At 62.4% G+C, this 12920-nt stretch carries 12 protein-coding genes and 1 pseudogene; 2 read left to right on the forward strand and 11 right to left on the reverse strand.

Annotated features, from left to right (window positions below; translation table 11 throughout):
• Positions 1-550 precede the first annotated feature (550 nt).
• The 7 genes and pseudogenes from ACFQRC_RS04345 to ACFQRC_RS04375 all read right to left on the reverse strand — a co-directional run.
• Positions 551-1840, reverse strand: a pseudogene (locus ACFQRC_RS04345) (recombinase family protein); the annotation flags it as partial.
• 197 nt (positions 1841-2037) lie between these two features.
• Positions 2038-3786, reverse strand: coding sequence for a hypothetical protein (locus ACFQRC_RS04350; protein ID WP_379958150.1), 1749 nt, complete (start codon positions 3784-3786; stop codon positions 2038-2040).
• 241 nt (positions 3787-4027) lie between these two features.
• Complete coding sequence (locus ACFQRC_RS04355; protein ID WP_379958153.1) at positions 4028-5050, reverse strand: hypothetical protein; 1023 nt, start codon at positions 5048-5050, stop codon at positions 4028-4030.
• Position 5051: 1 nt separating this feature from the next.
• The gene (locus ACFQRC_RS04360) at positions 5052-7367 is read right to left on the reverse strand and encodes an AAA family ATPase (RefSeq protein WP_379958156.1); all 2316 of its coding nucleotides are present in this window, start codon (positions 7365-7367) and stop codon (positions 5052-5054) included.
• A gap of 189 nt (positions 7368-7556) precedes the next feature.
• Positions 7557-8096, reverse strand: coding sequence for a hypothetical protein (locus ACFQRC_RS04365; RefSeq protein ID WP_379958158.1), 540 nt, complete (start codon positions 8094-8096; stop codon positions 7557-7559).
• Positions 8097-8109: 13 nt separating this feature from the next.
• A complete protein-coding gene (locus ACFQRC_RS04370; RefSeq protein WP_379958161.1) occupies positions 8110-8553 on the reverse strand; it encodes an antitoxin Xre-like helix-turn-helix domain-containing protein in 444 nt (147 codons plus the stop codon).
• Positions 8537-9244 carry a DNA-binding protein gene (locus ACFQRC_RS04375; RefSeq protein ID WP_379958163.1) on the reverse strand — a complete coding sequence of 236 codons (708 nt, stop codon included), beginning with the start codon at positions 9242-9244 and terminating at the stop codon, positions 8537-8539. Before ACFQRC_RS04375 ends, ACFQRC_RS04370 begins: the two co-directional genes overlap by 17 nt.
• Positions 9245-9461: 217 nt before the next feature.
• On the opposite strand from ACFQRC_RS04375, the gene ACFQRC_RS04380 reads away from it, so the two are divergent.
• Positions 9462-9866, forward strand: a complete 405-nt coding sequence (locus tag ACFQRC_RS04380) for a hypothetical protein (protein WP_379958165.1) — start codon at positions 9462-9464, stop codon at positions 9864-9866.
• Entirely contained in the window at positions 9851-10054 is a 204-nt protein-coding gene (locus ACFQRC_RS04385; protein WP_379958167.1) for an antitoxin Xre/MbcA/ParS toxin-binding domain-containing protein, read from the forward strand. The genes ACFQRC_RS04380 and ACFQRC_RS04385 overlap by 16 nt, the downstream gene beginning before the upstream one ends.
• A gap of 93 nt (positions 10055-10147) precedes the next feature.
• Here ACFQRC_RS04385 and ACFQRC_RS04390 read toward each other — a convergent pair whose 3' ends face one another.
• The 4 genes from ACFQRC_RS04390 to ACFQRC_RS04405 are packed head-to-tail and all read right to left on the reverse strand — an operon-like array spanning position 10148 to position 12857.
• Complete coding sequence (locus tag ACFQRC_RS04390) at positions 10148-11677, reverse strand: hypothetical protein (protein ID WP_379958169.1); 1530 nt, start codon at positions 11675-11677, stop codon at positions 10148-10150.
• Positions 11658-11888, reverse strand: coding sequence for a hypothetical protein (locus ACFQRC_RS04395; RefSeq protein ID WP_379958171.1), 231 nt, complete (start codon positions 11886-11888; stop codon positions 11658-11660). The genes ACFQRC_RS04390 and ACFQRC_RS04395 overlap by 20 nt, the downstream gene beginning before the upstream one ends.
• The gene (locus ACFQRC_RS04400; RefSeq protein WP_379958173.1) at positions 11881-12129 is read right to left on the reverse strand and encodes a hypothetical protein; all 249 of its coding nucleotides are present in this window, start codon (positions 12127-12129) and stop codon (positions 11881-11883) included. Before ACFQRC_RS04400 ends, ACFQRC_RS04395 begins: the two co-directional genes overlap by 8 nt.
• Positions 12126-12857: a hypothetical protein gene (locus ACFQRC_RS04405; RefSeq protein WP_379958175.1), complete on the reverse strand. Its 732-nt coding sequence runs from the start codon at positions 12855-12857 to the stop codon at positions 12126-12128. The genes ACFQRC_RS04400 and ACFQRC_RS04405 overlap by 4 nt, the downstream gene beginning before the upstream one ends.
• Positions 12858-12920 lie beyond the last annotated feature (63 nt).

Genomic DNA, 12920 nt, shown 5'->3' on the forward strand with positions numbered 1-12920 from the left:
TTGGAACTCCCGTTTTGGGAGCTCCTTCCGCCGTCAGGGCATGCTCCAGCGCGAGCTTGCTGCCGCGGATCGTGATGAGGTCACGGTCGATGACGACCTCGTCGACCAGCATTTGGACGTAACCGCGCCGGACGACGGGATCGGGATCACGAAGCTTTGTCCGCACGAGAGCCGCAAACTTCTCCAAAGCCTGGGCTGTGATTTTGTGCGTCGGTGCTTTCAGCGCCGTCTCCAGCCGACGGATATCCTGCTCGATAACCTCAAGACGGGCGTTGTGCTTCGCCATGCGGCTTGTGAAGACGGGGTGATTAGCCTTGATCTCACCGCTTTCGAGAGCCTCCAGGAGGTTGTCGATGGCAGCGTTGATCCTCGTCTTCTCGGCTTTGAGAACCTTCAGTTCCTGACGACGTTCAGCGGCCGAGGCATCCGATCGATCCAGAAGCGCCCGCAGCAACTCGCGCAGACGAGCGGGTTCGAGGATCCTGTCCTCCAAGGCGCGTATGACGCCCTCGTCGACAGCCGGCATAGAGACCAGGCGCGATCCGCAGGCGGACCTCGCCTGCGTCTTCTTCTTATCGCAGAGCAGGTATCGGTATTTTCCTCGTTTAGCGCTCTCGAGGATCATGCCCGACCCGCAACCGTCGTGTCCGCATTTGGCGATCCCGGCGAGCAGCGTGGGAGAATTCACGGTTCTGGGCGCGACGACTCGCGGGCTCCGTTGGGTTAGAAGTTGCTGGACCGTGGCGAAGTCCTCGACGGAAACGATGGGCGGCACCTCGACGGCGACCCATTCGGACTGAGGTCGCGCAACGCGCTTCCTGCTGTCGCTCCGGTTGTAATAATGGGTTCCAGAGTAGGTCGTCCGCTTGAGGATCTCGTAAATAGTGCCGGTGCGCGGCGCCACGTTCCGCATCAGGATGCCTTTGTTCTTCAGATGGGTGGCAATGGCCTTCACCCCCATCGTCTTCCCGGTGATGCGTCCGAGGTAGAGGTCGAAGATGAGCTTCACGATGGGAGCTTCGATCGGATCCGGCTCAAGCTTCTTCTTGTCCTTCTTCAGCATCCGTTCGGCGACGTAGGTTCGATAACCGAAGGGCGGCCGGGATCCATTCCAGTACCCCGCCTTAGCGTTGCCGTGCATGACTCCCTTCACCGTTTCTGCGTTCGTGGCCGAGGAGAATTCATCGAAGGTCGTGAGGATGCCGCGGAGCAGCTTCGCCTGGGGACCCTCACCCACATCCTGCGTCGCGGACACAATCCGCACACCGGCATCCTCAAGCCGGCGGAAATATGACTCAAATCCATGCGCGTCGCGGAAGAACCGGGAAAAGTTGTAGATGAGGATCACGTCAAAACGTTTTGGCTTGGCCAAACAGTCGGCGATCATGTGTTGGAAGACCGGTCTCTTGTCAGTGAGCGCCGAAGCCCCGGGCTCGACATAGGTTCGGGCGAGATCGGCGCCGTGGATGGCGCACCACTGGGCGATCCGAGACGACTGCTCGTGGATGCTAATTTGGTGACCCGCCTGACGTGACGTGGACACTCGGACGTAGGCCGCGACTCTTAACGAGCCGCCTATCAGAGTTGCCCGTTCGTCGCTCATCGCCTCATTCTCCAAGCAGCTGGAGGATTTCATGCCCCAACGCGGCATGGAGCAACTCGACCTCATCCTCCAGAACGGATATAGAACAGGGAAGCAAATTGCGCATCTGAAAATCGCCAGCCGCAGGCGCACGAGTGCTCCTCCCCTGATCAAAGGAAGCTTGTTGCCCCGATTGTGATCGCTGCTTCGCCACATAGCGCGGATGCCATCGGTTGCCTCAGATTCCGCGCAACTCATGCGCCCATTTGAGAACCAGAGAAGGCTCGTATCGGGCCCATCTCAGCCATTCGCCGTCCGGAAGGTAATCCCGGAAGCCGACGTCACTCCACGAATGCGCCGTTGACACGCCTGATATGATCATTGAACTCTACGGGCGTTTTCTTCCTCAAGACACCGGCGCGCGGCGGCCGAGATCTTCAATCCGTCGGGCACGGTTATGACTCCAGAACCTCGCGCCCGTGTCCTTCCTGCTCTATCGTGAAGCGCAGCCCGCCGACGGCCCACATGGTGGGCGGCTCCGGCAGAAAATCCTCGACCTCCGGCGTGCTGAGTTTGCGGAGCGCCTGCAATAGGTCGTCGATGACAGGCGTTTCGATCCGGGCCTCCCTCACCAGGGCAGTCGCGGCGACGAGTTGGTTCCAGTTCGCGAAAATAGTGTCGACGTCACGGACGACGGTCCTGAGCGAGTGAGCGTAGTGGCGCGTGAGCACTAGCAGGCTGGCCCGGGGCCGCTCGTTCGACGGCGGTAGCCTCAGCGTCGCGCGGACCTCAGCCGTGTCGGCGTCACCGAGCCAGTCCTTCACCTTTCCGAGCCATCCTGATACCTGCTCATTGAGCCTTGCCGTGCGCGCGAGCATAGTAGCTAGGTCGGCGCCATAGGGGTCCTGGTGCTTCAGTTGAACAAGGACCACCCGGTCTGCATGCGGCTCGAAGATTACGAGGTCGAGGTCGGTCATCACCTTGCCCGCCCGCCTCAGCTTGATGTTGCCGCGGAACTCGAGCCGGGGGATCACGCCGCTGAGCACTGACTCGACCGCCCGTTGCATGACCCCCTCGCGCGCCGCTTGAGCCCGGTCGTATTCCCTCGGGTATCGCTGCTGAAGCGAGTTTAGGAGAAACACCATGACCTCGTCCGCGTGGGATCCTGCCAGGGGCCTAATCACGTGGTCGTCGGAGCATTGGATTAGGGGGGGTATTGGCGCGCCAGGACGCTCGAGCATGCCCAGGCTGCGCCGGCTCACCGATAGCGTCTCAAAGACAGCCATGGTGGTACTCTCGTCGATCTCGACGTGGCCGGTGAACCGGGCGCCGAAATCGTTGATAAAGTTCTGTAGGCCCTCGAGGAACCCGGCTGTCTCCACTGACACCGTGAGGACGTCTTCGATTCGAATAGAAGGCCTTTTGGCCATCAAAGCTGTAACGTAGGCCCGGTGCTTCATTCCGATCGAGACGATGAAGGTCGCGGCGAGTCGGTAGTGAGCGAACGTCGCGCCGCCGAAAATTGTAGAGAAGTGGAAGGTGTCGTAACCCTTTGCGAGAAGCGCCTCACTGTAGGCGAGACCAAAATAGTAGTCGTCCAGCGTGGGATGCGCCTCGTATCCGATGAAGTGCTCGCGGAACGGGTAGACGAGTTCACCGAGAAGGCGCTTAATCTCCTTGCCCACCTTCGAGCCGACGACGGTATCGTAGCGGTCGGCGAACAGAGTCCGTTCTTGTCCACGGTAAAATCGGTCGAGTTCCCTTTCATGGAGTTCGAGGTCGACGAGACGTTCCGGAAGGATGATCCGGAAGCGGCTGCTCAAGTGCTCGATTCTGCCGCCCTTCGCGATGATGCTCTGCGCGACGCGCCGTCCGTGTTCGATCGTGGCCGCCCGCGCGATGAGGCCGAGAACGGGCAGTGAGTAGGTCAGATCCCTTCGGAACGTCAGCGTCGGGGCGTCGAACCGGTCGTGAGACTGAAGCGCCAAGCCGATGACGCGTAGCGCGCCGATGCGCATCAGGTAGGAGCGCTCGCGATCCGGGTATTCTGGCAGGCCGGGAGCCGCGATGTTCTCGAAGTCAAGGTCCAGTTCGTTGATTGCAATCCTGAGCACCATGCCAAGCTTGTCCGTCGCCACCTCCGCGGCCAGGAGCCGCTCCTCATGGTTGAGCCGACGAAAGAACTCACGGGTTGGATCGGTCATCCGGGTGGCTCCCTGTGTCGGCGTTCCGCGCCAGAACTAGCGGTCTGGAAGATACTGTTTGCAGCGCGAGTCGGACGTCGTGACGAACTGCCACGTCGCGTTCGCGCTATAGTCGGTCAACTTCATCGTTTCTCGTGGAATCATGTTCTTAGTTCAGTATTGGACACCTTGAGAGGTGCCGCTGCGGCTGCACCGATTTGAGGCCTCGTGCGACCGATCCGGTGGAGAAGTGCCGAAAGCCTCAGGCGGCGAGTTCTCGCCGGAAATCCTCTAGCCAAGCCGAGACCATGGCGGAAAATGGCGCGGCCGGCTCAGCCATTGACTTGATCTCGGCGAGGGTGCGGGCGACCACCTCGCGGAGCTTCACGACAGCCAATGCGAGCTTGTCCGCGTCGGCGGGCGCTGCCGCGATGGCCTCGAGTTGATCCGCGGTCGATGACAGGCTGACCACCATGTCGGCCATGAACTCGAGCCGCCTTAGGATCCGCGTGCGCTCCTGCACCAGCGCTAAGCGATTTAGGCCGTAGACCTGGATCGACACGGCACCCCTCGCGCTAATGCCGGCGGCCCGCGCGTGCGCCTCGACGTCGCGAGTACTGGCAGACAGGAGTGGCAGAGCATCGTCGAACTCCGCTCCCGCCGCGGCCGCGAACACCAGTCCGAGCGGTCGGTCGCGATCGATGTAATAGCGGAGGTGCTTCGCCGGACTGTCTACGCACGGATCCAGCAGGAGCGCATCCTCGGCCGCTAGCGCGGTGGCGGCATCGGCCGGTGCGGGCTCCGTTATCACGCGCGTGCCGGCGACGGGGAAGCACGTCTCCTTACCGGTGTGGATCGTCTTGAACGCATTGCGCGACGCCTCGAGCGCCGCAGTGAGGCTGGCTACTGCGATTGGGGTGGGCTGCCGCCGCCGACGGTTGCAGTCGATGCAACTGGGGAGAAGGTTCGTCCACACGGCCGCCAGCCACCAATAGCCGAGATGCGCTGGCTCGCCGTCTATGCCCTTTTTCGGCCTGAAGTGCTCGATGTCCACCGGGCCTGTCACGTCGTAGCGCGTTTCGCAATAGGCGCACTTGCCATGAAATAGCGCCTCGAGCGTTGAGCGGACATCGTCGCCTTTGTAAGCGCGCGGCGACGGAGCCTTCTTAGGTAGCGGGACAGTGGTGTAGTGCTTTCGGGCCTTCGCGAGCTCCTTCCCACCGGTCGAGTTGTCGCCAGTCAGGCTCGCGGGTGCTGGCTTCGCCGAGCGCTCGACGCTTCGCACCCTAGATACGCTCCAGTGCGGCGACGATCTTGCCCCTGGTGTCTTCCCGCAGTTTCTTAAGATCCGCCGCCCTCGTGACCTCGCGCCTGCGGAGGTACTCCTCGACGGCCTCCTGGACTAAGCGCTCGACGTCCGTCGAGCCGATGGGGAGCGACTTTGCGATCTGCTCCCTGATCGAAGCCCGTATCTGCTGGAGGCGCTGCTCCTCCGGGATGGCAAGGCGCTCGCCCGTTAGGTCTCGCGCCAGCAGGTCGCCAACCGCTGCCAGCCCGCTCTCCGTCTCAGGCGCGTCCGTCGAGAACAGCTGGAAAAGGTCCGAGGTCAATAGTTGCTCGATCGTGAGGGCGCCAATCGCGGGCAGTGTCTCGAGTTGTTCGACGAACTCAGGCAGTTCACCCCGGCCGGGATCCTCGCGTTGGATCCGCCTCAGCACAGTCACCTCCCCACCGTCGAGACCCCGCAGGCAGAGCGGATCGTGAGTCGTCACGATGAAGGTGACGTTCGGAAGCGCCTTTCGAAGCCCGCCGATGATCCGCATCTTCCAACGGGGGTGCAGGTGCGCTTCGACCTCGTCGATCAGTACGACCGCGTGTGCCTTGGCGAGCGATGCGCCTCTCCGTCCTTGCGACAGCGCTAGGCGCTGCATGACGTCGCAGACCATACTCAGGACTGACCTGAAGCCTGAGGACACTGATCGAAGCGGTGTTCTGGTCTGGAGCGGTGGCAGACCTGCGCGCTCAGTCGTCATCACGATCGTGCACCGCGACGTCACGGGATCGACCTCCAGCACATCGAATTTCTGGTCCAGCGCCAGCACCTCTCTGAGAGATCTGACCACCTCGTTGAACAGCGGGGTCTCGTGAATCGACGTCAACCACCTCTCTGGGTTCGGAAGTACGTAGTTGGACTCGAAGAGCGAGCGGATGCCGGAGGCGGCCGTTGGCACCTTCGCGGAGTCGAGGTAAAGCCTGAAGGCACCGTATGCGAAGACTGGGATGCGCGCGTGCGCCGCCACATTGTCCGACATCCCCGCGTCGCCGATCTTGAGAGACGCCGACCCGCCGTCCTCGTATTCGACCGCCACCACCGCGTCGCGTTGGCCCATCGCCGTGCCTGCCCCCATGAGGCTGGGGTCGAGCATGAACTTTGCCGCCTCCTGAGACAGGTCGGTCCGTGCAACGCTGTCGCTGAGCGCCAGCGCGATCGCTTCCAGGATCGAGCTCTTTCCAGCTGCGTTCTCGCCGATGATGACCATTGCCGCGGCGGGTGCGGTCTCCTGGTCACTCCGCGCGAGTGGCCTTGGCGGCATCGTGACCTCGAGTTCCTCAATCGCCTTGAAGTTGCGGATGTGGAAGCGAACGGGCTTGGCGGTTCCGATGGGAGTACGGGCGCTGGTACTGGACTGGCCGAGGTCTTGGTCGGGCCTCTGGAACAGGTCGTCGATCGCAGCCTCCACCTGCCGACGAAAGCCCGGTCTCTTCAGGCGGTCCTCGAAGTGGCGGCCGATGCGCCAGCGCGAGAGCGTGGGGCGGCCGCCCCCCCCGCCGCCGATCTTACGCGCGATCTGGTAGAGCAGAAGGAAGCGAGCCCCACCGTGGGGACCGTCCTCGAAATTGAATGTGTCCGGTTCTGGGCCGTCCTCGCGCAGCAGGCCTTCTATCAGGCGACCCATCGATTCAGCGCGCTCGGAGCTCAAGTCGGGCCGGTCCAAGTTGAAGTGGTGGAGGGTGGCGCCGCCCCGCTGGGAAAGCGGCCGCATGCTACCGTCCGGGAGGACGGCAAGGTGCTTGCGAAGGTCCTCCTTCGCACAAGGATCGAGGAACATCTGCTTCTCAATGATCCTTCCCCGCCACGTGCCTGTAGGCTCGTTCGCATACTGATCGATTTCCTCGAATGTCGGCAGCGCGCAGCGCCGCCCGAGTATGGGGAAGATCGACGGTTCGTATGGGTGGCAATCGGAGCATATCGAATAGATGTTCTGCCATGCGTTGGCGAGCCAGGTGTAGTAGAGGTGGCTCCGGTCGGCATCGGCGCTGGGAGCCGCGGAAGATGGTCCCGCTTCCTCTGTCGGTCTGAATCGGTAAGGCCGTGTCTCGGTCTCGCGCTCGCAGAAGGCGCATCGTTTCCGGAACAGGCGCTCCAGCCCCGACCTGAGCTCTGGCTCGTCTATCGCGAGTGAACTGAAGTAGACCTTCGTCTGTTCGACACGACCGGACCGGTCTCCGAACAGCTGCTGCAGCGCCTCTCGCGCTGATGAAGTCCTGCTGTCCGAAAGGCACGCGGGCGCCGGTTCGTCAGTTCTGTCGTAGATCTGCATCGATCCTCCCCTAACGCTAAGTTTTGCCTCTATTGTGCAGAATGTGAACGGAAATCTGCGCCACACTGAACCGAGCGGCACCCACCCCGCAATCTCCGCTCGGCGCATCCGAGCTGAACCGGCATTTCATTCTCGTGCAAGGCTGAACACTCATGTCCGCTTCCAAACCATCGAAACGCAAGCGCGAGGTCAGGTCAGACGGTTGGCGACCTTAAAATCAAACCTGTGCAAAGTGCCCTTTGCCGCAAACGTGAACTCGACCTGCAGCGCCTCCGGCGGCCAGATGGAAGCGTAGGGAAAGGCGCACCCGGTCGGGCGGTCACTCTCCGCCTCGTCGCGAGCCGCATAGGGCGCCGGCGGCGGCGCATATTTCTCGTCATCGATATTTTCGACATACAGATCATATGCGAGGACCCGCGCGCCATTAGCGACCTTGTCAGCATGCGCGGGGCCGAACTGCGCCTCGATATCGGCAACGGTGCTGGACCCGACCAGCCAGTCGATGCGCATCACGCACGTATCCCAATCCATCTGCGACAGCGGGACGGCTATGTAGGCGAGGCCATCAATGATGAGGGCTATCACCTCCTCGGCCGCGCTCCCATCATGATGCTCCTCAAGCGCGAGAAGATCGTCGAGCGGGCATTCATCATCCTGGGCGATCTGCCTCAGAATGGCATTCCGAAGCGACAGGTGATTTGCGCACGTGGGGTGTTCAAAATGCTTCATGGTATTTCTCCTTTCAAAATGTGTGTTGCGCGACCCACGCGGGCAGATCGTTGAGTGACCAGGCGAACGGCTCGGGACAAATCCCCTCGCCGGCAATGGCGTCGATCTCGGCGCAGAGCGCCTTCAGCGACGCCTTGTCGGATGTGAGGCGGGCAAGCGGCGACGGGCGTCCCAATATGCCGGGGCTACGAAGGAAGGATCCCTGAGCATCGCCATCGCGGCTGAGCTCAGACAGCATGGATCGCAGATTCCATAGATATCCCGCGCGCTCGCATGTCCCGGGCGGCAGCGGCGACCGGCGGTCAGCCACGGTGGTCGACCATGTAGCTTCGGATACACCCAGTGCGTGTGCCTGTTCGGTCATGCTCAGGCTCCACGCTGCCCCGATGTCCTTCATTGTCTTCATCACGCCTGCGCGCGACAAATGCCGCCGCGGTCGATCAGCGGCCGTGGTCATCGCGTCCTCCTCGTGTAGCTGGCGGGGATGCAGGCGTGCTCGCTAGGTCGAGCTCGGGCTGGTCGGGGATCATCGGCTGAAGCCTCGACGCCAGGGTCGCCACTTGCTCGCGCAACGCCTTGATCTCGCCCTCGGCCCTGGCCGCCTCTTGAAGCGCCGCTTTCTCGGCGGTGCGCGCGTCCTGTGCGTCCTCGAATGCTGCGGCCGCGGCCGCTTTGATGCGCTCGATTTCCGCTGCGGCGCTTCGCTGAGCTTCCGCTAGTTCGACGAGCATCGCCTCCTGAGCGGCGGTCTGGCTGCGCGCATCCGCTAGGTTATGCGTCAGCCGTTCGACCTCGATGCCAAGTTCATCGGCGGCCTCAGCGGCCTCAGCGAGCTGCGACCGCAGGTCGGCCTCTTGCTCAGCCATGCGCTCACGCTCGCCGGCAAGCGCCCGATCTGCCGAGGCCTGGGCGACGATCCACAGTTCGGCAGCAAGCGCCCGAGCCCGTTCATCGATCTCTGCGGGCGGCGGCTCACTTGGGGTACGTTTCGAATTCTGTTGGCGGTTCTTCCACTGCGACATCGCTTCCTGGATGGTGGTGAAGCTACCGCGGCCGAGCTTCTTCCTCACCGCCGCCAGGGTCGGTCTCGTTCCTTCGGCATCGAGCGCATTGGCCGCGCCCCATATCTCTTCGACTGTCAGCGCCATCTTCGCTCCCCCGACTTCAAGTTCATTCAGTGAGCAGGTCCCTGCTTCGAACCTGCCCGACACGAGCGGCATCGCACTTTCACAGGTTCATCGAACGCAACTCATTGACTGGAATTTGGCGGTTGGCGCGCACGCAGCGGCTGCGCGCGGTTCCCGACGCGCTTGCAGGTCGAGCTGGGTGAAAAGTTCCTGGTCCGGATTGCAGGAAGGAAATCGCATGGGCGAAGATGGATTCGAGGAGGGCCCCCCTCTCTTCAGGACTGAGCGGCAGCTGGACGAGCTCGAAGTGTGGCTGGCCTCGCGGGCTGGCGAGACGACAATCTTCGATGTGATTTCAAGCGGCGACGGCGAACTGCTGGCCGCATACATCCTCAAGGCCTTTCGCGCTGCGGCGAGGCAAGCTGTAATTGATCATCTCGAGCACCACGCTAAGTCGACATTTGGATACGGGGGCGCGGAAGTGGATGACGCGGCCTACCGGGTCTTTTCTGGAATCACTGATGCTTGGGACCTGTCGAGGAAGGAGCGGGTAGTCCTGCTAGGGCTTGATAACGCCGTCGAAGCTGGGCCGAGTCCAGTTCGCCTTGGCGCGACCTCTCACCAGAGGTGCTCGAGCGGCTAGCCATCCTTCTTGACATATTCCAGGCGATCAACACGCTGCTGCCGATCGGGGAGCGTGCGGATGCGTGGATGCGCAAGCCCAACCGAGCACCGCTGTTCGAAGGCCGCTCGGCCATCGACATCATGCTCGATCACGGCGTCGAGGGCATGCGGAAGCTGCGCAGCTACCTCCAGAGCCAGACTTCCTGATCCAGAGCCGCAGGAGCCGGCAATATCCTCGTTCGCCGTGGTATTCGGAGGATGTTGTATGTTGTATGATACTACAGGACTTTCGCCGTGGCCTCACGCCCAGAGTCTCCATTCCGGGTGAACGTCAAGCAGGTCAAAGGTGCGGCGCTCGCAGGGAGCGGGACCGGCATGGTCCTCAATCCGCCGCTCGCCCACCTTCTTCAGGAAGAGCTTCGCCTGTTTCATGGGTTTGCGGAAATTCGAGTCCGACCCGCTCGGGCCCAGATCATCCTCCTTACCGGCCCTTCCGGCATGCTTGATGATCAGTCGCTGGTACGCGCCCGCCAGCGTCACGACACGGCCGATGTTGGCTGCTCCAGGATGAAAGGCTGGCAAACCTGGCGACTGCGGGCTGCGGTCCCCCGACGTTCCCGGCTTCGCGCGCGCCTCGATGAACAGCCGGCTTACCCGCACGGGCGTGCCACGCTTCCTGTCCCTCAGGTATCGGTCGTACATCCCGAGATAGTATTGCTCCGCTTGGACGAAGCGCAGGAGCGCGACGAGAAGGCAGGCCGACGGGTCGAGACCACTGAACCGATAATGGGTCAGCATCTCGGGGAGCTCAGTGCCTTCTTTGATCGCGGCCCGCAGAACGTCTCCCGCCGGCGATGGCGATCGTTGGAGCCCGGGGATTGCCCCGTTCAAAGCGTGCCCGAGCGGTGCGAGCTGGTCTCTCGACATAGCGCCGAGGGCGGTCGCGGCGACATTCCAGATCCGGATCGTCGGGTTCTCCTTCCTCGGATCGGAAACGGGAGCGCCCCTGCGCTTCGGCGGAGCGGGCATCCTGATATCGTCGAGGTCTGCATCGGCGAATGGGCGGAACTTCTCGAGGGCCTCGTCCAGCGCCGACGCGGAAGTCATCAGGGCCGACTTCAGCGCTGATGCGCGAATATAGCCGTACTCACCCTCAACCCGGTCCAAGAGGCCAGGGAGCGGCTCCTGCGCGCTTTCGCGAAGATAGTAGGCCAGCCGTTGAACGTCGAAAGCACACAGCGCGAGAAGTTGGCGAACAACCAGCAACACGAGCCCCTCCTCCGACCAGTCCGAGCCATAGCATCTGTCTTCGATGACCTTGAGCGCGCTGCGGTGCATCCCCGTGAAGATGAGCCCGAACAGCCGGCGCTCATCAGCTTTGGCAGAACCCTGCAGCCGCTTCAGGCTGCGAATGTGATGATGGTACTCGGCCTTGAGGGTCCCTCCGCTCAGGCGAGCAGCGTGCTTGCTACTCCACCCTGAGAAGACATCCTCGATCAGGCCTTCATCCCGGCCGACATGGATCAGCTTTTCGATGCCAACCGCCACATCGAAGTCCCGGGCCATGACTGTGTCCCAGGACAAGGGCATTATCTTCTCGGAAAGCCATCCGGGTGGGACCCTTTCGAGCGTGACTAGCCCTGGATCAAAGATGTTGGGCTCGCTCTTGCCGTCATGAAGCTCGGCCCGGAGGTCCTCGACCAAAGCAAGCTTGTTGGCTAGGGTGGGGACCCAGCCTTGGGCCACCTTCTCCAGCACCCTGCGGGTAATATCCTCCCAGTCTACGTTGTGGGATCCACGTTTTTTCCGGTCAGGCACGCGACTGTTCACCCCATTCCTTGAGTTCGCCTTCGAGCTTCAGCAGCTCTCGAAGAGCGGTGCTCTGCAGGTCCTCGTACTCCCGGATTGCGGACTCGAAGCCCGCGATCAGCTCGTCGACTTCCCTGTCTTCCGCAAGCTCCCCATCGATCTGGGCGTACAGCGACTCGCACAGCGCACGCTTCTGATCGAGATCCTTGAGCAATTCGTTGATGTTAGACATCGCTCATGATCCCATACAGGCGGCGGATCTGATCGGAGTGACGCTCCGTCACATTCCGGAACCACACGTACGCGTCTTCAGCGCTCTCCGGCTGGGGCATGGGAAGCTGCAGCCCATAGGCGAGGTGCCGGATCAGGGTCAGCTGCATGCGCGTCGGCTTTCGATGGAGGAGCTCGCCCCGGAGCCCCGAACTCAGCGTCACTTCCGGGAAGACGCGGTGCAGGCGATTGTCGTCGGTCATGAGTCATCTCCTTTCGATTCAGGATGGGAAGGTTCGTTCCAGAAGCGCGGATTGCCGCCGACTTCATTCAGCCATTCGTAGGCGGCGCCGCGGTCGACCACCTCCGGCTCGGGAGTCCGCAGCATCCGGCAGGCCTGCCGGATCAGGTAATGTTGACCGGGGGAGACGGGCTTTCGCCGCCAAGCCGAGTTCGGGTTCCGGGCTTGCGACGTATGGTTGAAGCGCGTGACCTCGTCGTCATAGAGCTTCTTGCACCACCGCCAGCGGCGGATGACGCCCCAGGCACGGCACCATTCATAGCGGTCCTCTTCGGCGAAAATCCCGCCCATCCAGTCGATCAGCGTGGCTTCGGGCTGCCGGAGCGCTTCCTCGCATAACCAGATCAGGCCGCGGGTACCGGCGCCGAACAATCCGAGCACAGCGAGGTCATCAAGTTCGCTCGGCTCGGCGCCAAGCGCGGGGAATACGGAGCCAATCCGGTAAATCGCCGGGTCGCGGCTACCCTTCTTCTTCTCGCCCCGACGTTTGCCGTCCGCGGCCGCCAAGCGCTTCAGTTCCGCAAGCTCGCCCTCGACTTCGACCAGGCTTTCGTCGCAACGGGCGACGAGCGCGTCCAGCGCCCCCGCCAAGAAGGCGAGGCGACTGACATCGGAGGTGGCCAGCGTATGCGACATGCAGACGGCGCTAGCCCCATTCAGCAGCACCCAAACGCAACTCATGCGCTGCAATTGGAAGCGGCGCTCCCCACCATCGAATTTCCGCGCATGACCTGCGCCCCACCATCCGGCGGG

Origin of the sequence: Enterovirga sp. GCM10030262 (genome assembly GCF_042666435.1) — a bacterium.
Classification (GTDB): Bacteria; Pseudomonadota; Alphaproteobacteria; order Sphingomonadales; family Sphingomonadaceae; genus Allosphingosinicella.